The organism is Candidatus Accumulibacter vicinus, from assembly GCF_000584955.1.
Lineage (GTDB): Bacteria > Pseudomonadota > Gammaproteobacteria > Burkholderiales > Rhodocyclaceae > Accumulibacter > Accumulibacter vicinus.
This window is the reverse complement of record NZ_JDSS02000031.1, coordinates 11,605-34,581: the sequence shown is the minus strand read 5'-3', so window position 1 is coordinate 34,581 and position 22,977 is coordinate 11,605. Positions and strand designations below refer to the sequence as shown.

The 22,977-nt window shown below is 63.1% G+C and carries 24 protein-coding genes and 1 tRNA gene; 4 read left to right on the top strand and 21 right to left on the bottom strand.

Annotated elements, in window-relative coordinates; translation table 11 throughout:
• Nucleotides 1-36 precede the first annotated feature (36 nt).
• The 6 genes from CAPSK01_RS14425 to CAPSK01_RS14400 all read right to left on the bottom strand — a co-directional run bounded on the left by CAPSK01_RS14425 (nt 37) and on the right by CAPSK01_RS14400 (nt 5,214).
• Nucleotides 37-531 (bottom strand): hypothetical protein, encoded by a 495-nt coding sequence (locus tag CAPSK01_RS14425; protein WP_273703738.1) that lies wholly within the window; start codon nt 529-531, stop codon nt 37-39.
• A gap of 455 nt (nt 532-986) precedes the next feature.
• Nucleotides 987-2,006, bottom strand: a complete 1,020-nt coding sequence (gene rtcA, locus CAPSK01_RS14420; protein ID WP_273703769.1) for an RNA 3'-terminal phosphate cyclase — start codon at nt 2,004-2,006, stop codon at nt 987-989.
• A 10-nt stretch (nt 2,007-2,016) separates the two neighbouring features.
• Nucleotides 2,017-3,234, bottom strand: coding sequence for an RtcB family protein (locus CAPSK01_RS14415; RefSeq protein ID WP_034928082.1), 1,218 nt, complete (start codon nt 3,232-3,234; stop codon nt 2,017-2,019).
• A 14-nt stretch (nt 3,235-3,248) separates the two neighbouring features.
• Nucleotides 3,249-3,650 carry a zinc-ribbon domain containing protein gene (locus tag CAPSK01_RS14410; RefSeq protein ID WP_034928080.1) on the bottom strand — a complete coding sequence of 134 codons (402 nt, stop codon included), beginning with the start codon at nt 3,648-3,650 and terminating at the stop codon, nt 3,249-3,251.
• 84 nt (nt 3,651-3,734) lie between these two features.
• A complete protein-coding gene (locus tag CAPSK01_RS14405) occupies nt 3,735-4,874 on the bottom strand; it encodes a slipin family protein (RefSeq protein ID WP_034928079.1) in 1,140 nt (379 codons plus the stop codon).
• Between the two features lie 268 nt (nt 4,875-5,142).
• Nucleotides 5,143-5,214 (bottom strand) — tRNA-Met (locus CAPSK01_RS14400).
• A 330-nt stretch (nt 5,215-5,544) separates the two neighbouring features.
• Here CAPSK01_RS14400 and rtcR point away from each other — a divergent pair.
• On the top strand, nt 5,545-7,134 hold the full coding sequence (rtcR, locus tag CAPSK01_RS14395; RefSeq protein ID WP_034928078.1) for an RNA repair transcriptional activator RtcR: 1,590 nt from the start codon (nt 5,545-5,547) through the stop codon (nt 7,132-7,134).
• Nucleotides 7,135-7,149: 15 nt separating this feature from the next.
• Here the strand turns inward: rtcR and CAPSK01_RS14390 are convergent, their stop codons facing one another.
• The 9 genes from CAPSK01_RS14390 to CAPSK01_RS14350 form a co-directional block, all read right to left on the bottom strand.
• The gene (locus tag CAPSK01_RS14390) at nt 7,150-9,078 is read right to left on the bottom strand and encodes a diguanylate cyclase (RefSeq protein WP_034928075.1); all 1,929 of its coding nucleotides are present in this window, start codon (nt 9,076-9,078) and stop codon (nt 7,150-7,152) included.
• 84 nt (nt 9,079-9,162) lie between these two features.
• Nucleotides 9,163-9,492 (bottom strand): hypothetical protein, encoded by a 330-nt coding sequence (locus CAPSK01_RS14385; protein WP_034928072.1) that lies wholly within the window; start codon nt 9,490-9,492, stop codon nt 9,163-9,165.
• Complete coding sequence (locus CAPSK01_RS14380; protein WP_034928069.1) at nt 9,485-11,260, bottom strand: Hsp70 family protein; 1,776 nt, start codon at nt 11,258-11,260, stop codon at nt 9,485-9,487. Before CAPSK01_RS14380 ends, CAPSK01_RS14385 begins: the two co-directional genes overlap by 8 nt.
• A complete protein-coding gene (grpE, locus tag CAPSK01_RS14375) occupies nt 11,257-11,973 on the bottom strand; it encodes a nucleotide exchange factor GrpE (RefSeq protein WP_034928066.1) in 717 nt (238 codons plus the stop codon). The genes CAPSK01_RS14380 and grpE overlap by 4 nt, the downstream gene beginning before the upstream one ends.
• Nucleotides 11,970-12,260 carry a DnaJ domain-containing protein gene (locus CAPSK01_RS14370; protein WP_034928064.1) on the bottom strand — a complete coding sequence of 97 codons (291 nt, stop codon included), beginning with the start codon at nt 12,258-12,260 and terminating at the stop codon, nt 11,970-11,972. Before CAPSK01_RS14370 ends, grpE begins: the two co-directional genes overlap by 4 nt.
• On the bottom strand, nt 12,253-14,754 hold the full coding sequence (locus CAPSK01_RS14365; RefSeq protein WP_034928062.1) for a hypothetical protein: 2,502 nt from the start codon (nt 14,752-14,754) through the stop codon (nt 12,253-12,255). The genes CAPSK01_RS14370 and CAPSK01_RS14365 overlap by 8 nt, the downstream gene beginning before the upstream one ends.
• A gap of 106 nt (nt 14,755-14,860) precedes the next feature.
• Nucleotides 14,861-15,334: a copper chaperone PCu(A)C gene (locus CAPSK01_RS14360; RefSeq protein WP_034928060.1), complete on the bottom strand. Its 474-nt coding sequence runs from the start codon at nt 15,332-15,334 to the stop codon at nt 14,861-14,863.
• Nucleotides 15,335-15,429: 95 nt separating this feature from the next.
• The gene (locus CAPSK01_RS14355; RefSeq protein WP_273703737.1) at nt 15,430-15,852 is read right to left on the bottom strand and encodes a DUF1318 domain-containing protein; all 423 of its coding nucleotides are present in this window, start codon (nt 15,850-15,852) and stop codon (nt 15,430-15,432) included.
• An 18-nt stretch (nt 15,853-15,870) separates the two neighbouring features.
• Nucleotides 15,871-16,452: an SCO family protein gene (locus CAPSK01_RS14350; RefSeq protein WP_034928316.1), complete on the bottom strand. Its 582-nt coding sequence runs from the start codon at nt 16,450-16,452 to the stop codon at nt 15,871-15,873.
• Between the two features lie 347 nt (nt 16,453-16,799).
• Here CAPSK01_RS14350 and CAPSK01_RS14345 point away from each other — a divergent pair, with 347 nt between their 5' ends.
• Nucleotides 16,800-17,429, top strand: coding sequence for a 2-hydroxychromene-2-carboxylate isomerase (locus CAPSK01_RS14345; protein WP_034928058.1), 630 nt, complete (start codon nt 16,800-16,802; stop codon nt 17,427-17,429).
• A gap of 33 nt (nt 17,430-17,462) precedes the next feature.
• On the opposite strand, the gene CAPSK01_RS14340 is transcribed toward CAPSK01_RS14345, so the two are convergent.
• The 3 genes from CAPSK01_RS14340 to CAPSK01_RS14330 all read right to left on the bottom strand — a co-directional run bounded on the left by CAPSK01_RS14340 (nt 17,463) and on the right by CAPSK01_RS14330 (nt 19,282).
• Nucleotides 17,463-18,050: a malonic semialdehyde reductase gene (locus CAPSK01_RS14340; protein WP_034928056.1), complete on the bottom strand. Its 588-nt coding sequence runs from the start codon at nt 18,048-18,050 to the stop codon at nt 17,463-17,465.
• Nucleotides 18,051-18,112: 62 nt separating this feature from the next.
• Nucleotides 18,113-18,682, bottom strand: a complete 570-nt coding sequence (locus CAPSK01_RS14335; protein ID WP_034928055.1) for a YceI family protein — start codon at nt 18,680-18,682, stop codon at nt 18,113-18,115.
• A gap of 27 nt (nt 18,683-18,709) precedes the next feature.
• Nucleotides 18,710-19,282, bottom strand: a complete 573-nt coding sequence (locus CAPSK01_RS14330) for a YceI family protein (RefSeq protein WP_034928314.1) — start codon at nt 19,280-19,282, stop codon at nt 18,710-18,712.
• 143 nt (nt 19,283-19,425) lie between these two features.
• On the opposite strand from CAPSK01_RS14330, the gene CAPSK01_RS14325 reads away from it, so the two are divergent.
• The gene (locus CAPSK01_RS14325; RefSeq protein ID WP_034928052.1) at nt 19,426-20,343 is read left to right on the top strand and encodes a LysR family transcriptional regulator; all 918 of its coding nucleotides are present in this window, start codon (nt 19,426-19,428) and stop codon (nt 20,341-20,343) included.
• Between the two features lie 68 nt (nt 20,344-20,411).
• Here the strand turns inward: CAPSK01_RS14325 and CAPSK01_RS14320 are convergent, their stop codons facing one another.
• From CAPSK01_RS14320 to CAPSK01_RS14310, 3 genes are read right to left on the bottom strand one after another with little or no spacing between them, the layout of a single operon-like run.
• Nucleotides 20,412-21,734, bottom strand: coding sequence for a ferric reductase-like transmembrane domain-containing protein (locus tag CAPSK01_RS14320; protein ID WP_034928049.1), 1,323 nt, complete (start codon nt 21,732-21,734; stop codon nt 20,412-20,414).
• Nucleotides 21,735-21,776: 42 nt separating this feature from the next.
• Nucleotides 21,777-22,262, bottom strand: a complete 486-nt coding sequence (locus tag CAPSK01_RS14315; protein ID WP_034928311.1) for a diheme cytochrome c — start codon at nt 22,260-22,262, stop codon at nt 21,777-21,779.
• A gap of 33 nt (nt 22,263-22,295) precedes the next feature.
• Nucleotides 22,296-22,718 (bottom strand): DUF1924 domain-containing protein, encoded by a 423-nt coding sequence (locus tag CAPSK01_RS14310; RefSeq protein WP_034928047.1) that lies wholly within the window; start codon nt 22,716-22,718, stop codon nt 22,296-22,298.
• Here CAPSK01_RS14310 and CAPSK01_RS14305 point away from each other — a divergent pair.
• Nucleotides 22,717-22,896 (top strand): hypothetical protein, encoded by a 180-nt coding sequence (locus CAPSK01_RS14305; protein ID WP_034928043.1) that lies wholly within the window; start codon nt 22,717-22,719, stop codon nt 22,894-22,896. The two genes, CAPSK01_RS14310 and CAPSK01_RS14305, sit on opposite strands and share 2 nt — an antisense overlap.
• Nucleotides 22,897-22,977: the final 81 nt, after the last annotated feature.

Genomic DNA, 22,977 nt, shown 5'->3' with positions numbered 1-22,977 from the left:
AGATGTGAGTCGGATACGCGACTTTCGCCTAAGCATTCACCTGGCCTTCGCCATAAACGACACGTTGGCCAAGCTTCCGGGCGCGCCGGCCTGGACCTGCTGGCTCTGCCACACCCCGTCAATCTCGGCAGCAATCTGATAAGAACCCGGCGGCAGCTTCAGGTACAGCAGCGGCCCGTCGCTGACCGCCGCATAGATCTGCTGCCGGCTTCCCCTTGCCAGTCGGGCAACGGTAAACGGTATGCCGGCCAGGTAGTTGCCACGCTGTTCGCTGAACATGACGTGTACGTTGTAGGCTGCCGCAACCTTGCGCATGTCTTCGCGCGCTTCGTCGCCAATGCCGCCGCTCATCCAGGCACCCGGTTCTTGCGGGGCGCTGGTGGTATTGGCCGGCGTCACGTCGCCGGCCGTAGCGGCCAGTAGCGGCGCGCACGGCAGAGCGATGACGAGGGCCAGCAGGCCACTGTAAAGGGAAAGGCGGCAAGACCGTCCAGGCGTCTGCATGTCGAACGTTGATCGGGAATGGCTCATGATCTGCTCCAGAAATCAACCCTGGGCGGGCGCAAGGGAAGCCTTCGCCAGTCCCGGCCCGGCGATCTGCCGAACCCTCTGATTGTCCGGCAATGGTCCGTCGTGTCGACCGCCGCCGTCTGTACGTCAGCGTACCGAGGCCACTGAGCGCCGCGCAGGCACGCGCCGGCGGAGCCCCGGCACCAGTCGTTCAGTCGCGATCTATGCGCCGCTCAGCGCGAGCACCGGTCAAGCATGCGAACGCCCCCTTGCACATGGTGGCCGATGAGCAGTCCGGCGCCTGTCCCTGCGCCAGACCGTCGGCGTAGGGACAGGCGCCGGGTCCATGCTGCAAGTGTGCTTCTTCAGCGGCCCGGGACAACTACCACAGTACCGCCGGTTGTCGTCCCTCTTGCGCCGGTGTTGCCCCTTGCGCCAGTGTTGCCGGTGGCTCCCGTATCACCCGTCGGCAAGGTTCACAGCAGCGAAATTCTGTGCACGCCCGCCGTTTGGGTGAGCGAAAACTCGACCGGCAGGAACTTGCCGATCACTTCCACATTGGTCTGCAGATGCGAAGACACGTTCACCGTGGTGAAGGCTCCCGCACCGGCGAGTGCCAGCGGCAGGACCAGTTGATCTGCCAGATGCTCGCCCACCGCTGCCGTACTGTCATGGAAATGCCGGGCGAGCTTCGCCACGCGGCTGGCCACCACTTCAGCCGGCAGACCCTTTTCGCCAAAGGCGGTGAACAGTTCGGTGATTTCGCGGTATTGCAGTTCCACCAGTAAAGCATTCCCTGGCCCCTCGCGCGAAGACAGGGCACGCATTTCCTGCTGCAATTCCCCCAGCACCCCGCCGAGCTGCAAGTGCAGTTCCGCCAGCTCGCGTTTGGCCACCCCAACGGGCACCCCCGCGACGATGGCCGTCGCCCGCGCTACGCGCAACTCGCCACGCTCCAGCAACTCGAAGGACTGCAGGGCCGAGACCGGACGTACGCTGGCGTATAGCTCACCGCCGCCGGCCGGATAAAAGCCGTGGCGCAGCAGCTCGAGTTTCATCTCCACACCCATGCGCAAGAGCAGCGGCAGCCAGCTACGGCTCAGAAAATCAAGCGGCGGTGCCGCCGGATTGTGGGTTCCGCCGCTGATCCGCAGCGTGCTCGGTGCATCGGCGAACCATAGCGCCGGCAACAAGGTCTGCAGTACCAGGGTGCAGCTACCGGCCGTGCCGATGGCGAAGCGGTAGTCGTCACCACGAATCTTGCCTGGGATGAAGCTCAAGGCCTGTGAACCCGGCCCTGCTCCCTCTACCTGTGCACCGCAGATCTGCACGGCAGCATTCACCGCCGTCAGATGCTGCCGCAACAAGCCCGGCTTGCTGCGTCTTGCGCGGATTCGTTCGATGCGAAACGGAATTCCGGTAATCATCGACAAGGTCAGCGCGGTACGCAGAATCTGCCCGCCGCCTTCTCCGTGCGATCCGTCGAGTTCAATCATCTTCATTCTTTCAGCCCTTGACGCACACCACCTGGTGCAGCGTATGTACCACTTCCACGAGTTCGCGCTGCGCGTGCATCACCGCATCGATATCCTTGTAGGCCATCGGAATTTCATCGATCACATCGGCGTCCTTCCGGCACTCGACGTGGGCGGTGGCGCGCTCCTGGTCGGCAACGGTGAAGCGGCGTCGGGCTTCGTTCCGGCTCATTGTTCGCCCGGCGCCGTGACTGCAGGAGCAAAACGATTCCTCGTTGCCCAGACCGCGCACGATGAAGCTTCTGGCGCCCATCGAACCCGGAATGATGCCGAGCTCGCCTTTCTGTGCCGAAACGGCCCCCTTGCGGGTGACCAGGACTTCGGCACCGAAGTGGGTTTCGCGCTGGACGTAGTTGTGGTGGCAGTTTACGGCTTCGACGCTGGCGCTGAACGGTTGGGCGATTACGCCACGCGCAGCGGCAATCACATTCTGCATCATCAGCAGACGGTTGCGCCGCGCAAAATCCTGTGCCCAACCGACGGCTTCGACGTAATCATCGAAGTGCTGGCTGCCCTCTGCGAAGTAGGCGAGGTCACGATTCGGCAGCTTGGCGATGTGCTGCTGCATGTCCTTCTGTGCCAGCCCGATGAAGTGGTTACCGATGGCATTGCCGACGCCGCGTGAACCGGAATGCAGCATGAACCAGACACGATCCGCTTCGTCGAGACAGACTTCGATGAAGTGGTTGCCCGTACCGAGCGTGCCGAGATGCTTGCGGTTGTTGGTATTCTTCAGACACGGGTGCCGGTCGGTGATGCGTGTGAAGCCTTCCAGCAAACCGGCCCACATGGCATCGACGGTCTCGGGTGGCGTATCCCACGACCCTTCGTCGCGCCGGCCCCGGCCGACCGTCCGCCCGTGCGGCACGGCGCGCTCGATGGCCGTACGCAGTGCATGCAGATTGTCCGGCAGATCGCTCGCCAGCAGCGTGGTGCACGCGGCCATCATGCCGCAGCCGATATCGACGCCGACGGCAGCCGGGATGATCGCGCCCTGCGTCGGGATGACGCTGCCGATCGTCGAGCCCTTGCCCAGGTGTACATCCGGCATCACCGCCAGATGCCGATAGATGAAAGGCATTCTGGCGGTGTTGATCAACTGCTCGCGGGCTTCGTCCTCCACCGGAACGTCTTGCGTCCACATCTTGATCGGTTTGCCGTTTTCGACTTCGAGGAGTTGGTAGTCCATTTCTACTTCTCTCTTTACTGATGGTCGGTAGCCTGCTTCTTCTGCAGGCCTTCCTGTTGCATACGGCGGGCCTGTGACTTGCGTTCGCGTTCCTTGATACGACAAGGCCTGCATCGTACCGCGCGCGTTTCAATATTGCCCTGGGCAACTTCGTACCACCACTTCTGCTGTGCCGCAGTCCAGACGCACTCGGCGCCGCAATCCCTGCACCGGAAGGCGATATCCACGTAGTAACCGCGCTCGATGAACGCAGGCACCCCGTAGCTGATGCGGCGAGCCAGGCGGGTCGCATCACACCACACGATGCCCGGAGAGTAAACGTCAACCGGCAGTGGCGATGGGTGGTTCTGAATGCGCGTCGCACGCTGTAACCGGGCACTCTTGATTTCCAGCTTGCGCTGTTTTCCGCTTTTCATGATTTCACCTGCACTTTCTGATCACCGCATTTGCGGGTTTTCACCGCTCACCCTCTCCCGCCATCGCAGGAGAGGGTGAGCGACTCATGCGCCCTTGATGTTCACCAGTCCGCTCAACACCTGATCGAGGCCGCCAAACACCGAAATGCGGTCGATCCGTTCCGCCACACGCTCGAGCGTTTCCAGCTCCTTCAGACGCAGCGCGACCGGGTTGCCTTCCATCACCTTCGCGGTATTGAGCAGCGAACGCGTTGCCGCGGTTTCCTCACGGCGACGGATGACATTGGCTTCGGCCAGCTTCCCGGCTTCGACCACTTTGGCAAGGATGATCTTCATCTCGCCGGGCAGGACGATGTCCTTGACACCAATGCTGTTCACTTCGATCCCGAAGCCGTCCAGTTTGCGCGCCACGTGCGCGCTGACGGCTTCGTCGATGATCTGCTTGTTTTCCAGCAGCTCGTCGAGCGATCGCGTTCCCACGGCGGCCCGCAAGCCGAACTGCAGTTCGCGATACAGGTGTTCGACCGGTTTCGCCAGCTTTTCGTGCGCCAGCAGCACGTCGGTATAGCGCCAGGTCGCCGCGAGGTTGAGGCGCAAGCCGACCTTGTCGCTGCTCAGGATTTCCTGACCCGACACTTCCATGTTCTGCAGGCGCATATCGACGAGTTCGACCAGCACTTCGCGGTTGAAGCGCCAGAATGCCCCGACGCCGGGCGACATCAGTCGCTGCACCTTGCCGTCGACGCGCAGAACGCCGACGTGGTAGGCAGGCACCTGCGCGATCAGCAGGCCGGCCAGACCGCTCACTGCGTGCGCCCGCAGGCTCGGCTGCAGGAAGTGCGCTGCCAGTTGCGGTGCGACTTCATAGCCCTGCTGCAGATCGACTTTTTCCAGTCGCTGTTCGACCAGGCCCTTCCAGAAAACGCGGCGGGACCCAGGTGCCAGCACTTCGACCAGGATCTTGTTCTCATAGCGCAAACCCGCCTCGTCTTCACTCAGTTCCATGCAGACGAAATGTTCTGCGACGGTCTGTGGAGCGTGCTGAAGCAGGTAGTCGACCAGCTTGAGGTCGAGCATGGGAGCGTCGAGCTGCCAGGTCTGGACCGAGAGCCGGTGCATGGGGTCGAAGAAGTAATGGCGACCAGCGCTGAGGATGCGCTCGAAGTCGCCGTCCTTGAGCAAGGCCGCACGTTCACTCTTCAACACGACGAAACGCTTCAACATGTTCATTCTCCTTTTCTGTTGTTCTGTTGCCGGTCAATGCCGGTTCGCTGGGCCGATTGCCCGGCACTCGCGGGGAAGCGAGTGGCGACTTGCGGAAAGTCGGTGCTCCACCCTTTGTGCCGAGGCACGTGGGGGAGAGCTGACATGCCCGCTTTCTCGCCGGTTCGCCGTGCCGCCAGTGCGGGACAGTCGCCGACCGGACCGGCAGCGGGGGCTTGCGCATCCCGCGACCGACGGGTACTGCTACCTTACGCTGTCATGGAAAGACAGTTTGGAGCGGGAATCGAACCCGCGACACACTGAGGATGAGTCAGTTGCTCTACCCGATTGAGCTATCCAATGGGGGGCGACCCGGGAATCGAACCCGACGAGCTCCCGACGAGATCGCCCGTTATCGCCTTCCCGCTGTGGCGGCATGCACAGAAACGACAGACCGGAATCCGGTCTCTGCGCACCGGCGGGGTCTTGATCCCCTGCCCGTGGGCCTTGCAGCGATGTTGCGACAACGCTTTCAGAGCGAAATCCGTGCCAACCTTCGAGAAAGCCGCAGCATTGCAATCAAGCCATTGATCTGGCGAGATCTTCAGGGCATTTGTGGCTTCCGTCGAAACAGGAATGAACTGCATCTATTAGAATATGGAATCGTTATTTATCCGGAAGGATAGTCAACATGAAGAGAACCGTCGTCATCGGCTTTCTCGGTACGCAACTCGACTATGGCGGCAGGGGCAGCGCACGCTGGGCGAAGTGGCGGCCGACGGTCGCTCTCTGCCAGCAGGAGGAGCTGATCGTACATCGCCTGGAGTTGCTGCACGATGCGCGCAGCCGCGGGCTGGCCGAGGGTGTGCAGGCGGACATCAAGTCGGTATCGCCCGAAACCGAAGTCTGCCGCGTCGAGATCGAGCTGCGCGATCCCTGGGATTTCGAGGAGGTGTACACGACGCTGCACGACTTCGCGCGCGCTTACCCGTTCGACTCCGAGAACGAGGATTACCTGCTGCACATCACCACCGGAACCCATGTCGCACAGATCTGCTGGTTCCTGCTGGCCGAAGCACGCTATCTGCCGGCCCGACTCCTGCAGACCTCACCGGCACGCAAGAAGGCGGTGGCGAATACTGCCGGAAGCTACGAGATCATCGATCTGGACCTGTCGCGCTACAACAAGATTGCGCAGCGCTTTCAGCGCGAGCGCGCCGACACGGTGAGCTTCCTGAAATCCGGGATTGCCACGCGCAACGCCAATTTCAACCGCATGATCGAGCAGATCGAACGGGTGGCGGGGCGCTCGAAGTCGCCGATGCTGCTGATCGGCCCCACCGGTGCGGGCAAATCGTTTCTCGCCCGCCGGGTGTATGAACTCAAGCGACAGAAACAGCGTCTGGCCGGACGTTTCATCGAGGTGAACTGCGCGACCTTGCGCGGCGATTCGGCCATGTCCAGCCTCTTCGGCCACGTCAAGGGAGCCTTCACGGGGGCGCAGAACGAACGCCCCGGCCTCCTACGCGCGGCCGATGGCGGATTGCTGTTTCTTGACGAGATCGGCGAACTCGGGCTGGACGAGCAGGCGATGCTGCTCAAGGCGATCGAGGAAAAGCGCTTCTTCCCCTTCGGTGGCGACAAGGAAGTGACGAGCGACTTCCAGCTCATCGCCGGCACGCATCGCGACCTGCGCCATTGGGTTGCCGAGGGGCATTTCCGCGAAGACCTGTATGCGCGCATCAACCTGTGGACCTTCGACCTGCCCGGCCTGGCACAACGGCGCGAGGATATCGAGCCCAATCTCGATTACGAGCTGGAACGTTATGCGCGTGACCATGATCAGCTCGTACGCTTCAACGTCGAAGCCCGCCGCCGCTATCTGGCCTTTGCCAGCTCGGCGGATGCTGCCTGGCGCGGCAATTTCCGTGAACTCTCGGCGTCGGTCACGCGCATGGCGACTCTGGCCGAAGCGGGGCGGATCACCGAGGCCCGGGTCGTCGAGGAGATCGAGCGGCTTGGCCACAGTTGGGGCGGCAGCCAGCCGGTCGATGCGGTCGCCTGCATTCTGGGCGAACAGGCCGAGCAACTCGACCTCTTCGATCGCTGCCAGCTCAATACCGTGATCGCTGTTTGCCGGCAAGCGGCCAGCCTTTCGGACGCCGGTCGTCAGCTTTTCGCCGTATCCCGCCAGGACAAGAAAACGGCCAACGACGCTGACCGGCTGCGCAAATACCTGTCACGCTTCGGTCTCGACTGGACGGCCGTGCATCGCCAATGATCTCGACGGACTCTTTCACGCCTGGCGTTGACCGTGGGCACAGGCGGCGCAGAGAGTCTTGCCGTTGACAGACAGGCAGACCCGGTCCCGACCGGCTTGCTTGGCGGCGTAAAGGGCTTTGTCTGCAGCCCGGAGCAGGTCATCTTCATTGTCCATGCCGTTCTCCCGGTTGGCCACGCCGATGCTGACCGAAGTCCGGATTTCCACACCGGAGATGTTGATCTGCATCGCCTTGACCATCTGCCGCAGACGCTCGGCAGCCAGCAGGGCCGCTCGGGGGTCGGCGTCGTGACAGATCAGCAGGAACTCCTCCCCGCCGATCCGGCTGACACTATCGTCCTTGCGGGCCGCAGACTGGATGGCCTTGGCCACCTGATGCAGGACCCGATCACCCACCGCGTGACCGTATCGGTCATTGATGGATTTGAAGAGATCAACATCGATCATGAGTGCTGCCACCGGTTGGGCCGTGCGCTGGGAGGCGCCCCAGAAGCGCTTCAGCAACTCCATGCCGGCCCTCCGATTGGGTAGCTCGGTCAGCGGGTCGGTCATCGCGGTATGTTCGAGCCGCCGGTTACTGATCGCCAGCTCGGCCGTGAACTGCTTGAGCTGTGCCCGGTCGTTCTCCCAGGCCTCGAGCAGCTTCACGTAATGCAGGGCCGCCCGCATTCGGGCGCTCAAGGCACGCACATTCACCGGTTTGGTCACATAATCGTCGACCCCGGCTTCGAAAGCCTCGATGATCTTGCTTTCGTTCTCTTCGCCGGTCAGCATGATCACATAAATGGACTGGCCCCATTCGGTGGCACGCATGGCGCGGCAGAGCTCGATCCCGTCCATGACCGGCATGTGCCAGTCGGTGATGACGATCTGTGGCATGACTTCCAGAGCCAGGGCCAGGCCATCCTCGCCATTTTCAGCGATGTGGACTCTGCAACCGAGAAGGTGGCTCAGCAAACCCTCCGTCATCATCAGCGTCGTGGGATCGTCCTCTACCAGCAAGACCCGCTTGCGGCTGTGCTCCGTCCTTGATTCCTGCTCCGGGCGAGGAACCGGGGCATTGGCCATGGCGCCAAACGAAGGGAGCTGGGCGGCTGGCACCTTCAACAGATCGGCCCATTCTTGCCACTGGTGAACTGCACGGTCGAATACTTCGCCCATGGCCGTCGCATCCAGACCGACCTTGCCACCCAGCAGCATCAGCTCGACGATGTTGCCATGGCGCTCCGTCTCGGGTGTGCGACCGAGATCCGCCATTCGTCGCGCCTGAAAGAACAGATGGGTCAACTGGTCAGGCCGGGAGCCTTCGGAGAAGCCGGAGGTCTGCGGAAACTCGTGGTAATAGACCGGCTCGGCCAGGGCCTTGGGTATGCCGCAATCGGCGAGGATGGCGGCCGTGAATTCGGTGTGATCTGCTCCCAGATGCTTACGCTCCAGCTCCAGGAGCACCGCACCATCGCTCTGCCCGGCCAGGACGGCCGCGTAGTCGGTGGGATGGAGGGTAGCCAGCGCCAGACAGCCGATCTGCGCCAACAGACCACAGGCAAACAGTTCGTCAGGGGAAGCAACCCGTACCATCCTGCCTAACTCCTGGCTGGCTACCGCCATGAACAGGGAGTGGGACCAGAAAGCCGGATAATCGAAGGCGGCGCACTGTCCCTGCAGATACTGGTCAACCAGAGAGAAACCCATGGCCAGCTGGCGGACGGTCGTCATGCCCAGGCGCATCACGGTTTCCCTGACCGAGACCAGGGGCCGGACACCGCCCGCTGAAGCATTGGCGAGGCGCAACAGGCGGCTGGAAAGCGCAGGATCGCCCTGAACTACCCGGGCCACCTCATCAATGGTCGCATCCTCGCGCCGACTGATCTCCATGATCGCCAACGCCACCCCTTTCGGGCTGGGAAGTTGGCCGCTGATCCGCAATTGTTCGATCTTGCTCATGTATTCCTGCTGATGGTGGCTGGTTCCTCGTTCCCGAGTGGTAGCCTTGCCGTGCAAGGAATCGATTTCAGGTGGCGATGGGCTTTATGCGGGGAGACAGGCATCTTCTTTCCGGATGCTGGTCGGAGGTTGCGCGTGTCCGCTGGCCGCCAGCTCGGTGTCAGCGGCCGTGTCGAGGAAGCTTCTGATGGCCTGTGCCAGTCGCCGCCGGTGCAAGGCCAGCGAGGCCTCGATCTGGCGACGGGCTGCTGCGCGGTCGCCGATGGCAAGCGAACACAGCGCTTGTTCGAGCAGGCGCGCCGCTTGCGCCATCGCCTGCCTGACGAGCGAAAAATCGCAGCCACAACGCGGACAGACGGCTGCTTCGGCCAGGCGCGCCCGGCATGCCGGGCAGCGATCGAGCAGTTCAGACATCGAGGTAGTACAGAAGGTCGGCAAGCGCATCCATGGCCGCTTTCAGGTCGGTGTCCGATCCATCGGTCCGGTCCTTGACGGCTTCGATGCCATTCACCAGATCCTCGGCATCTTCCGTACCCGCCTTGGCCAGCAGGCGCTCGGCCTTTTCGATCAGGGCGCCGGCTTCGACGCGCAGGCGCCTGCCGTCGTCGGTCGGTGAAGAAGCTTCGGCGCTGGTGGCGCCTGACGACGGCTGCACGGCGTCTTCCTGGCCGCCAAACAAGCCATCGATGCGTTCCCGTGCTTCCGCCAGCTTGTCGCCGGTGAAGCGGCTGATGGCATTGTCGATGGTAATCGAATGCACCAGGCCGGTTTCCTTCTCGCGCGAGGTCACCTGCAGGATGCCGTTGACATCGAGAGAGAAGGTTGTCACCAGCGGGTTGCCGGCCGGCGCATCGCGCAAGCCCTCGATGGTGAATCGCCCGATCTCGATGTTGTTCAGTGCGTCCGGGTCCTCGCCCTGGTAGACGTGAATATCGACCTTGCTCTGACCGTCGAAAATGGTGCAGAAGCCCTCGCTTTTTGAGACCGGAATCGGCGTGTTCTTGCGAATCAGCGGCACGAAGCAGAAGGGATACATCTGACCGTTGAAATACTCGAGGGCGCTGGTACCGAAGGTGTAGGGCGTGACATCGATGAGCACCGTCGGGGCCTGGTCGCCGGCGATGACGGCTGCCTGGATGGCGGCGCCCATCGCGACACAGAGATCGGGATCGACCTCGGCGCGCGGCTGCATCCCGAGTTCCTGCTCGAGGCGGCGTTGGATGAGCGGTGTCCGCGTCGCTCCACCGACGAGCAGGATTTCGTTGATGTCGGCGACCGTCAGTCCGGCACCACTCAAGGCGATATGCACGGCGTCGAGGGTCTCGGCGATATACGGCTCGATCATCTCCTCGTATTCGTTGCGCGAGACTTCGACCGACAGGTGGATCGGCACCCCGTCCTTTTCGAGCAGGTACTCTTCCGAGAGCGTGGCGTAAGGTTCGCTGGAAAGGATGATCTTGGCCGCTTCCGCGGCGTGCTGCAGGCGAGCCATGGCCAGCGGATGCTGTCCGACATCGATGTCGTGCCGCTCGCGCAGATGATCGGTCGCGAAGGCGATCAGTTTCTGGTCGAAATCGTCGCCGCCCAGATGATTGTTGCCGTGACTGGCCAGCACTTCGACGACGTCGCTCTCCAGGTTGACGACCGAGACATCGAAGGTGCCACCGCCGAGGTCATAGACCAGCGCCTTGCGCGCCCCGTGGTGGCAGCTTTCATAAGCCAGCGCCGCTGCCGTCGGCTCGTTGATGATGCGTACCACCTCCAGGCCGGCGATTTCGCCGGCTTCGCGCGTCGCCTGGCGTTGCGCATCGGAGAAATAGGCGGGCACGGTAATCACCGCCTTGCCCACGGGCTGACCCAGGTGCGCCTCGGCGATGTCCCGCAGTCGGCGCAGGATCATCGCCGAGATTTCCTGCGGACTGTAATCCTTGCCGGCCATCTGTACCGGGGTGAACTCACCCATGCGACGCTTGATCGAACGTACGCTGCGCTCGGGGTGCAGCGCATACTGGTTGCGCGCTGCTTCGCCGACCAGCAGGCTGCCGTCGTCGGCAACACCGACCAGCGAGGGCAGAATGCGTACACCAGGGGCCACCGGAATGACCTCGACACGTCCTTGACGGACGATGGCCACTTCTGAATTGGTCGTACCGAGATCGATACCGACAATGATTTCCGTCATGTGTTGGTTGCTTTCTTGCTGACAATGACTTCGGCGACACGCAACAGCTCGCCGTTGTGGAGAAACCCGCGCTTGACCTCGCGCAGGATGGTGCCATCCGGAACGCTTGACGAACTGCCGGCGGCTTCGACGCCGACCACACGCATTCGTTGCGGATCGAGGATCTCGCCGAGCACCGGCAGCGGCCGCACCCGATGGCTGGCGAGCAGGTCGTCGAGGCGCTGCAGGGTGAGCCGCTGGCCCTCCGCCAGGCTGGCCGCGAAACGCGCCGGCCCGGGAACCAGACGCGTCAGGAACGACGACGGTGGCCTTCCGGCGGCGTCGACACCGCTTTGCAGGCGATCGCGCAGGTCCAGCAGGGCAAGCAGAAACTGCCGCTCGGTCTGCCCCTGGATCGATGCCGCCTGCTCCCGCGCCCGTTCGAGATCACGCTGCAGGCGCTCGCCGTGTTGACGCAGGTCGTTGCCAAAAGCCCGCAATTCATCAAGCGTATTCTTGAACTGGCGAGATTGCAGCCGCAATTCGCTCTTCAGAACGGCCATCTCGCTGAGCAGGGTGGCCAGGTCGACCGAGGTCTCTGCGTCACCGGCGGCCTGGTCATCCAGCCGATCCGCCGGCTCACCCTGCCTGGCCGAACGCTCGAGAGCGGCGCGGAAGTCGTCTACCAGACGCGCTCTTTCCTCGGGGTCAAGGACGATCGCCGGCGAGTTCATTTCGCTCCCAATAACCGCAGCAGCCGCCGTTCGGTTGGTGGCTGCGGAACAAAATCGCTGCTGACGGCGCTCAACAGATCATCGATGGTTGGCAGGGAACAGTCGAACAGCGCGTGCGCCAGCCGCCGACGATGGTTGCAGATCGCCTCATAGGCCGTGCGAACGCTCTCGAAGCGCTCGCGGTCACGTTCCGGGGGCGATTCACGAATCGCTGCCAGGTAAGCGGCACGAATCGTCTCGTCACTTGCCGTCAGGTCGACGCCAAGAACGCGGTAGGGGTCAATCATCGAACAGCCCTTTCTGGCGATCGTCCTGAACGGGTTGCTTTGGCGCGGGCGGGCGGGGCTTCGGCAGTCCGCCCGACGGGGGAGCGATGAGAGAAGACAGATCGAGATTCGCAAGGCTTTCGACCAGCAGTTCGATCAGCATTTCGGCCAGCTTTTTCCGGTTGCCGCCGGCAGCGCGCTCGAGCGGACGAAACTTGCTGTCGGGGAGGACCTCGCGGGCCATGCGGATCACTTCGTTGTGTCCACCCATCGAAATCAAAAGATTGAACACATCCCGTGGATTCGCAGGCAGATCGTCTACAAAATCGCCGAAGCCATCATCGTCGTCGGAGTCGTCCGAATCCTCGCCACTGAAATAGCCTGTCGGCCCCATCAGATCGCGGATCCGCAGCACCGTCCGTTGGTCGCCGTCCTCCAGGGCCTTCTTCAGCGCACCTTCCAGGGCCTGTCGCTCGCGCTCCGACATCGCGAAAAACGCTCCTTTGCCGTGTTTGGCAAAAATCGCCAGATAGACAAAAAGCGGCCGCTCGGGCCAGCGCCGCAAACCGGCATCCGCGTAGGCCTGCAGAAGTACCCGCTCTTCCCGGCTCAACAGCGTCTCGCAGATCGAGATCCGTTCGGATTCACTGAAATCGCCAGCAGCAGCACGTTTCAGCGGCGCCCGCAGGGTGTCGAGGACGGTCCGCAGTGCCTTCGACTCGTTTTCGCCCAGTGCGTTGATGGCGTGCATGACGGTCAGCACTTCTCGAGGCACGGGCATTCCCGACAGGTCAGGCGCTGCCCGGCGCAGTTCTCCGGCTGGCTGGCTACCGACCCGGATGCTTTCGAGCAGAACGTGCCAGGCAGCGAGCAGCTTGCCTCCCAGTTCGCCGACGGCTTCCCGCAACAGCACGGTCGCCGACGCATCGGCGGCGCTCAGCCCGCGCAACAGCTTGCTGACGCTGCGTTCGTGTGCGGTAGCGAGCCACTCGTCGGCGAGGTCGAGTTCCTTGCCGGCCGCCTCCGGTCGGTGCAGCCGAATCTGTTTGCGGGCATGCGACAGGTGCGCTCGACCGATCAGCGCCCGCACCTTCGAATTGATCGGATCGAGATCGAGCAGGCGTTTGGCGAGCGTCACCGCTTTCTTGAAGGCATTGCCGGCCAGCGCCGTTTCGACGGCTTCGAGCAATACTGCCGGATCATTGGCAAAGCGCGCCAGCGCCGTTTCGACAGACGCACGCGCTGCCTTCAGATTCTGTCCCTGGCGATGCAGGCGGATCAGCTTCAAATGCGTGGCACGGTCGTCCGGGTCGAGTTCCAGGCTGCGTTCGAGCCAGGTGGTGCACTCGTCATCATAGTCCGAAGCGTCCTGATCGCCGACGATCAGATCAAAGAGATAACGAAGGATCAAGGCCGCCTGCAGCGGCGCTTCCTCCGTCGAAAACAGGCGGACAGCGCGCAACCAGTGCGATTCGCTGTGATTGGTTGCGCCCCGGCGTTGGGCGGCGAGAGCCAGGATGCGCTCGCTCTCTGCTTCGCCCAGCGGACCGAAAGCATTCTGGTACTCCGCCAGACGTTTTTCCGCGTAAGGCAGCAGGCGGCGACAAAGCCTGGCTGCCGTTGCCGGCAGGCCGCGGCTGCGGCGCAGCAGGAGGTCGACGACCCTGGTCGGCGTCGGGGGTACGCCAGCCCTCGCCAGTTCGGCAACTTCGAGCAGAAGCGAGCGCCGGTTTTCCGGGCAACCCTTGATTTCCAGAAGCAAATGCCGGCCCTCTTCGTCGAGATCGAGCAGAGCCAGCAGCCAGCGCCTGTCCGGCAGGACGCCGGCACGAACAACGGCCGCGAGTCTCTCGAAAGGCCCGTCGACGGTCACGCGGGCGATCAGGCCGGCCGCCTGGGCGGGGTCGTTGCCGACCAGTAGCAGTGCCTTGAGGATGAAGCGCAGATCACGATACGGAGAGCGAAAGGGAATGCCGCGCAATTGCTCGTCCAGGTCGGCCAGATCACCCCGGCAGCAGGCGGCAATGGCCGCCTGTGCGGTCGCACGATGACGGCGCAGCGGACTGTCGGCGGCGAGCTGAGCGGTGGCGCTGTCGGGTGCGGTCAGCGCCACCGCCGCCAGACGGGTTTCCAGGTCGGCGTCGACGGTCGCCGCCGCATCGCCTGTCGGTGTCAGCAGGCGCAGTGCCGCGTCATGTGCACCGGTACGCAGCAACCAGTCGAGGTAGGGGCCCTCGGCCAGCGATTTGCCGCACAGAGTGGAGCGGTTGCGCCAGACCACCAGCGCCTCCTGCAGCATGCCCTTGCTCGCCAGCTCCTTGGCCCGACCGGCGTAGCTCGCCGCCAGGCCATCAAGCCATTCGGATCGACGCTCTTGCTTGAGCAGGTTTTTGTAGAGTTCGATCGCCTCACGATAGAGGCCCGCGTCGAGAACCTGCCTGGCATGTGTTTCGGGCGATACAGGTGTGCCCGCTGGCGTGGGACGCGACAGCGCTGGTCTATGCTTGCGCGACATGATGGAGAGACTTACCCGAAAAAATCAAACTTTGATTCTACATGAAATGAAATAATTCGCTTAACGGTCATGGCTGTTCCCCGGCACCTGCGATGATCAGAGGTGCTCAGTGTTTGTGTTCGCTGGCCGGCGGCGTGCTTGCAGTCAGGTCGCGCACTTCGGCCTTGACTTCGACGACTTCGACTTTCTTGTCCAGGCCTTCGACCTGCAGCGTCAGCGGTACCGTATCGCCCTTCTTGAGCGGCTGTTTGAGGTTGATCAGCATGACATGGTAACCGCCGGGTCCGAGCTGCACTGGTTTGCCGGCCGGTAGCTCAAGGCGCGGGATGGCACGCATTTTCATGATGCCACCGTCCATCTTCATTTCATGGATTTCGGTGCTGCCGGCCGCCGGGCTGGCAGCACCGACCAGCACTGCCCCTGACTTGCTGGTGATGGCCATGAAGGCGCCGGTTGCCTGCTGGCCGCTGACCGTTCCGCGAACCCAGGGATCCTTGATATCGACATCGGCGGCGAGTGCCGCCAGCGACGAGCAATTGAGCAGCATCGCCAGCGTTAAGGCGGTGGGTGTGGTTTTCATGTCTGATTCCTTGATTGTTCATTCGTCTTGGGGCTGCGTCTTACTGCGACAAGATCCGATGCCACAGTTGCCCGGGTCGCTTGCGAGAGGCAACGTCAGGGTTTGATGCTCCACTGGCCTTGCGCATCCTCGATCCACCAGCCGGAGTGGAACTGCTCCTTCCAGCGCCTGATCTGCGCCGCCCGGGCGGCGGGCTCGTAGGCCTGGCCGCCGTGCCCTTCGGCGATGGCGTAGATCAGCGAATTGCGGTCCGGGTTCTCGTTGTCGATGAGTTTCTCGGCGATCTGCCGTTGTGTCAGTGTCAGACGGCTGCCATCACGTATCTTGACCATGCCATCATTAGCCAGCCCGATGATTCCGGCATCGTAGAAGCGGACCAGCCGCGATGCGCGCTGTGCGAGACTATGCTTGACGATGACCACCGGCGGGGTGCCGATGTCGAGGTTGATCGCTTCGCCGGGAGTGGCGGCAGCAGCCTGAAAGGAGAACAGGGCGAGGAACAGGAGAAAGCGTGACATGTCATGTTTCCTGGAAGATCATTTGCCGGCCAGCAACAGCTTCAGATCGGCAGCAACGTTGACGGGCGTTTCGCCGTGGCTGACGAGAAGCCGCAGCCGCCCCTGGGGATCAAAGACATAGCTGCCCGTGGAGTGGTCGATGCTGTAGCTGCCGGGTGAACTGCCTGCGTGCCGGGCATAGAAGACCTTGAAATCCCTGGCGACTGCCGCGGTGGTCGTCTCGTCGCCACGCAGGCCAATGAAACTCGGATGAAACGCGCTGGCGTATTCGGCCAATACCTGCGCCGTGTCACGCGCCGGGTCGAGGGTGACGAAGATCACCTGGACGCGGCCGGCGGCGTCGCCGAGACGGCCCAGCACCTCGCGCATCGATGAAAGCGTCGTCGGGCAGACGTCAGGGCACTGCGTGTAACCGAAGAAGACGATGACCGCCTTGCCCTGGAAATCGGTCAGACGACGTATCTGACCCTGCGGGTCGGTCAAGGTGAAGCCCTTGCCCCAGTCGGCGCCGGAAATGTCGGTCGATTTGAAGTTCGGCGGTTGTGAGCAGCCGGAAAACAGCAGGGTGATGCAGAGGATCAGGGTCGAGAGTATTTTCATGGGAGTCGTGAGCAGCCTTGATGCAGGTTGATCATTGTCGCTCATTCCGGGCTTGCTGCGACAGACCGGCAAGATTTGCCAGGGGATTTTATTTCGTTTCGACCCCCAGGCAGATGCGGGCGCTTGCGCGGACTGATGCATCATCCCTGGAATTTGCCGCCCTCGTGAAGTATAGTCCGTAGGCCGGATCAGCCCGCTGTAACCCGACAGGGCGGCCGGAGGGAAAGAATGTCGGATGATGCGGTGCTGACCCGACCTGCGAGGATTGGCAGCCGTAATAACACGGAGCGAGGGACAAGTGTGGCGACCCGTTCCGGCAGCGATTTTTTGGAGGCAAGAGAAGAGATATGCAGCAGGCTGACTGGTATTTCGATTTCATCTCGCCCTACGCCTATCTCGGGCTGATCCGTCTCGGTGAACTGCCGTCGGATCTGGAGATTGCCTACCGGCCGGTACTCTTCGCCGGTTTGCTGAATCACTGGGAGCAGAAGGGGCCTGCCGAGATCCCGCCCAAACGCTCGTGGACCTATCGTTCCTGTACCTGGTGGGCGGCCCGGCTGGGCATTCCGTTCTGCTTTCCGGCCGCGCATCCCTTCAATTCGCTTCCTTACCTGCGCCTGGCGATGGCTGCCGGAGGCACTGCACACGCCGTGCGCAAGATTTTCGATGCCTTGTGGACCACGGGCGCCGATCCTTCAGACGCGCGGCAGGTCACTGCACTGGCGCGTTCGCTGGGAGTCGATCCGGAGGAACTGTCGCGGCGGGAAATCAAGGATGCCCTGAAGATGGCAACCGAACATGCCATTGGCCGCGGAGTCTTTGGCGTGCCCACTCTGGATGTCGGTGGCGAGCTGTTCTGGGGTGCCGACGCCACGGATTTCGTGAAGGCCTTTCTTGCCGACCCCGGCATTCTGAGCACCACCGAGATGCAGCGTCTGGCGGCGCTGCCGGTAGGCGCTGCACGCCTCCCGCTCTGATTCGATCCCCGTTCGAAGCCTGCCCTCCAGTGGTCAGTCGATCCGGCAGGCTTCCTCGAAACTCAGACGCGGGCCGCGCGGATGTACGGCGGCGGGATCGCCGATGCCGAGGTTGCAGAGGAAATTGGCTTGGTAGCGCCCGTCCGGAAAGAACACGGCATTGAGCTTGCCGGCGTCGAAGCCGGACATCGGGCCGCAATCCAGACCCAGCGCACGCGCGGCGATCATCAGGTAGGCACCCTGCAGTGTACCGTTGCGGAAAGCGGTGCTGGCGGCAAGGTCGGCATTGCGCTCGAACATCGGCTTGGCGTCGTATGCCGGGAACATCGTCGGCAGATGCTCGTGGAAAAGGCTGTCGGTAGCGATGATCACCGTCACCGGTGCGGCCAGTGTCTTGTCGAGGTTGCCGGGAGAAAGCGCCGGCGCGAGCCTGGCCTTGCCTTCCGGGCTGGTGACGAAAACCAGCCGCGCCGGCTGGCAGTTCATCGAGGTCGGTCCCCACTTCATCAGGTCGTACAGGCGGTGCAGGGTGGCTTCGGGGATCGGATCGGGCGCGAACGCGTTGTGCGTGCGTGCGTGGACGAATAGTTGATCGAGAGCTTCGGCAGTCAGGGCTGGCATTGCGTTTCCTTCGGGGGGAGAGGCTATCGTGATGCTTGGATTGGATCCCGCTCCGGATCAGCCTACTGCTTCAGCGCTTCGACAGCGATGCTGAGGGTGACGTCGTCGCTGACGTTGGGGACGTACTTGCCGGCGTTGAACTCGGAGCGCTTGATTCTGGCGCTGGCGTTGGCACCGAGCGCGTCCTTCTTGAGGATCGGGTGGGGCATCGTCTGGAAGGAACTCAGCGTCAGCGTCACCGGCCTGGTGATCCCCTTGATGGTCAGATTCCCTTCGACGGCCACGGGTTTGTCACCGTCAAATCTGACGGCGGTGGACTGGTAAGTGATGGTCGGGTATCGGCTGGTGTCGAAGAAGTCTTCGCCCTGGAGATGCTCGTTGAACAGCGCATAACCGGTATCGACCGACCGGGCATCGATGGCGATGTTTACCGAACCGGTCCTGGCATCGCGGTCGAAGACGATGGTGCCGGAAGTCTTGTTGAAGCGCTGGATCTGGTTCGAGTAGCCGAAATGATTGTACTCGAATCGCGGGTAGGTGTGATTCGGGTCGACCAGATAGGTCTCCGGGGCGGCGAAGGTCGGTGCAGCGAACAGGGTGGCAAGGGCGACGAGGCTGATCTGTGCTCTCATGGGAGGATTCCTTTCTGGTGAGGGAACTTACTTGCGGACTGCTGCCGGGGCAGCGACGATGTGAAACCTGATCTGGACTTCATTGGCGACGGTGCCGATGTCTGACCAGACGCCGTCGCCGACCGCGAAGTCGAGGCGCTTGAGGACAAAAGTGCCGTCAAAGACGCCGTTGCCGCCGTCCTGACGGAAAGAAAAGGGCGTACTGAGATCCTGGCTTTTACCCTTGATGGTCAGTTTACCGGTGAGCTCATACTTGTCGCCACCGAGCGGGCGGACCGCAGAGGAAACGAATGTGGCGGTTGGAAATGCTTTGATATTGAACCAGGACTTGCCGACGACCTCGTCGTTGGCATCTTGCGAACCGGCGTCGATGCTCGCCAGATCGAGATCCAGTCTGGCGTTGGCGGCAGTCGGCCGGGCCGGGTCGAAGGCGACGCTGACGGCAAATTTCCTGAAGCGGCCGTCGATGGGAACGCCCATCTGTTTCGACACGAAGGTCAACGAACTTTTGTCTGCCTGAAACTGGCCATATTCGGCCGCGCCGGCGTTTCCGGCGGCGGCCACGGCCAGCGTGGCGAGGAGGATGCGAAGGGCGGTCATGAGCTTGTCCATTCAAGGGCTTCGACGATTTCCGAATGGTTACGATGGCCGAACTGTAGCGCAGCCATTGAGGATGAAATAGGGGACAATCTGCAATTGTTTGTTGTGATGTTAGCAACAAAATCACACCGTGTGGAGAGACCATGGACCGATTCGACAGCATGCGAATTTACCTGCGGGTCGCCGAGATTGGCAGTTTCGCTGCAGTGGCACGGCAGATGGACGTTGCCCGATCGGTGATCACGCGTCAGGTGGCGGCACTGGAAGCCCACCTCGGGGTGAAACTGATCGCCCGCAGCACCCGCAGCCTGACCCTGACCTCGGCCGGCAGCACTTATCTGGAGTCTTGCCGGGAAATTCTCGACCTCGTCGAAGCTGCCGAGAGCGGTCTGGCCGACGAACGCCAGGAACCGCGCGGCCTGATTCGCCTCAGCGTGCCGCTGAGTTTCGGTCTGCGTCACCTGTCGCCGCTGTTGATGGATTTCAGCGCCACCTACCCCGAGGTGATCACCGAAATCGACTTCACCGACCGCCGCGTCAAGCTCATCGAGGAAGGACTGGATCTTGCGATCCGCATCACCCGGCGCCTAGAACCGCTCGATGTCCGCCGGCGGATCGGCAGCAGCCACCTGGTGGTGGTTGCCTCGCCGGAGTATCTGCGTCGCCATGGTGAGCCCAGACATCCTCGCGAGCTGGTGAAGCACGAATGCCTGATCTATCTTCCTGCGCAGCAGGAGGGCTGGCCGTTCCTGGTGGACGGGGTGACGGAAGTCTTTCCGGTACGCGGCCGCATGCGCGCCAACAACGGCGATGCCCTGCTCGACGCAGCGATTCGTGGTCTTGGCATCACCGCGCAGCCCAGCTTTCTGACCGCTGCAGCCATCGAGGCCGGGTGGGTGCAACCGATTCTGCGCGATTACCCGATGCCCGAGCTTGGCATCTACGCCCTGCTCGCCGGCAATCGGTACGTGCCACAGCGGGTACGGGTGCTGATTGACTACCTGGCCGAGCGGATCGGTGCCCGACCTTATTGGGAAAGTGCATATCCAGAAGAGCTTTGAAAGGTAACTACGCAGGTCCTCGCGAAGAGGCGGTTGCTGGCGCTCGACGACTCTTGCCACGGCCGCCGCTAGCGTAGAACGAAGGCTTCCTGATGGAAAGACAGCCGGCCGCGCCAGGCGGCGCGCAGGCCATCGCGCAGCGCGTCGGCGAGTCCCTGCGGGCCGCAGAACCAGACTTCGGCCGGCCGCCGGTCGTCCTTGCCGGCGACCAGCTGCGCGGCGCCGAGTTGCTGGCCTTGCCGAGCGCTGTGCAATTGCAGACGGATGGTCGGCAGCGACGAGCAGAGCGACCTGAGGCGGGTGACGAAGGGGTCGGTTTCGGCGTCGCGGCTGCAATAGTGCAACTCGGCGGCGGGGGCGTCGTCGGGCCGCGCCTGCAGCGCTTCGAGCCAGGCCAGAAAGGGCGTCACACCGATGCCGGCGGCGATCCAGATCTGCTGTGCGTCGACGTTGCGGCGGGCAAAGTCGAAGCGTCCGTAGGGGCCCTCGACTGTCACCGGCTGTCCGGCGGCGAGCTGCCCACGCAGGCGACTGGTGTAATCGCCAAGCGCCTTGATGGCGAACGAGACTTCGCGGTCGCCCCGATCGGCGCCCGCGATCGTGAAGGGATGCTGGCCCTCGTGGTCGGCGAAGCTGACGAAGGCGAACTGGCCGGGTCGATGTCCGGGCCAGCGCCGATCGAGGCGGCAGCGAACGCCGAGAACGTCTGGCGCCGACGGGGTGACGGCCAGAATCTCGCCCGCGAACTGGCGTGCCTGACCGATGCGTCCGCGCAGCGAGCATACGCTGCCGTAGACGCCGCCGCCGATCAGCAGTGCGAGCAAGAGGCCGACCGGCTGCCGCCAATAGCCGGCGGGCGCCAGCAGCACGGCGTGGAAGGCCAGCGTCAGGTAGAGAAGCGGCATCAGACGGTGCAGGATTCGCCACCAGCGATAGGGGAAGCGCTGCCACAGGGTGAGCAGCAGCATCGCCAGGACAGCGTAGAGGGCCCACTCGCCGAGGTCTTTGGCGAGGTCGCGCAGTCCTTCGTGCCAGCCGCTGTAGTTCTCTTTCGGCCAGCGCCCGGTGCGCCCGATGATCGCTTTCAGGAGGTCGCTCGACAGCTCGATGAACCAGTGCAGCACGGCGCTGGCGCCAGCCAGGATGGCGGCCCACTGGTGCGTGCGATAGACCCGGTCCAGGCCGCCGAGCGGCCCCTCAAGCCACACCGGCCGGGTCGCCAGGAGCATCGCCAGCGACATCAGGGCGATCGAAAGCAGCCCGCTGAGGTAGAGGCCCTGTTGGCGCAGGATCCACGGGCCGGTGGCGCCCGCCGGCGCGGCGACGGACAGCACATCCCAGCCCCAGGCCAGCGTGACGAGGCAGACAAACAGGGCAAGTCCCGTTTTCATCGTACGCAGGCCGGACAGCGGGCAAGCAGGCGGACGGGCAGGTCAATCATCGTAGTCACCGCGTTCGGCGCCGCGGTGGCAGGCCAGGCAGTTGGCCTTGCTGCGCGCTTCCTTCCAGTCGCGCGCCGGAACCTCGCGGTGTTCCTTCACCCAGCGCGGCAATTCGGTGATCCTGAGCGGTGCGTCAGCAGCCGGGACGCCGCGCAGCAGCTTCCCGCCGTGGCGCCGGCCGCCCGTATCGGCCGCGTTGGCGACAAGATAGTCGGTGATCCGGGCGGTGGTCGCGGTATCGACGCTGGCGTCGTCGCCGAAATGGTTCTTCAGGTCGCCGGCCATGCGCTGCCAGGACCTGGCCGGCAACATCGACGGCGCGTAAGCGAGGTGGCAACTGCCGCATTCTTCCCTGACCACGGGATCCGACACCGGTGGGAAGAAATGGCTGCCGCCCGCCTGCGCCCGCTCGAAGAGCAGCGCCGCAAAGGCCAGAGCGAAAAGGCCGAAGGCGATCGGTCGATAGGGGATGGTCATCGGTTTCTCCCGGAGCAGGCGGTGCTTGTTCACTCAGCGACTGAGCATGTAGCTCAACCAGTCGCCCTTTTCCTGCGCGCTGCATTCACGGCCGAGTACGTCCTGGCAGTTGCGCCTGAACCATTTCTCGACTTTCGCCGGATCGACGTAGCGCGTCGGGCTGACCGAGACGGCAACGGCGTCGATCGCCTTGCCGGCCGGTGTTCGGCCGGCCGCGCGCGGATCGTCGGCGTGGCAGCTCGTGCACGCCGGGGTATCCGGTTTGCCGCCGGCAAAAGACTTGCGGTGAAAGACTCCGCCACGGGCGGCCGAGAATCCGGCAAACGCCGGGTTGTTCTTTTTCGCCGTCACGGCATAATCGGCCAGCAGTTCGTCACGTGCGGCAGCACTGGCCGGTCTCGCGGCGAGCGACAGCGCGATCGCCAGGGTCAGCAGGGTGGCCTGCGAAGAGTTCATGAGGGTTTCCTTTTGGTACGATGCGGCGCCACTTTGCCAGACCGTCGCTGAACCGTTGCTGAACCGCCTGTTCATCTTGCGTTCAGCCCTTGAAGCGTATAAAGAGGAGCTGCGGTCCTGTGGCGCGCATCTGCTCTCCGCGGCGACCGATTTGCTCGAGGAGATAGAGAGATGCTGAAGAAAACTGTCTGGCCATGGGCCGCAACCCTGTGCCTGGCCGGCGGTCTGGCGGCCGCCGCCGATACTCCGCCCGACAGTC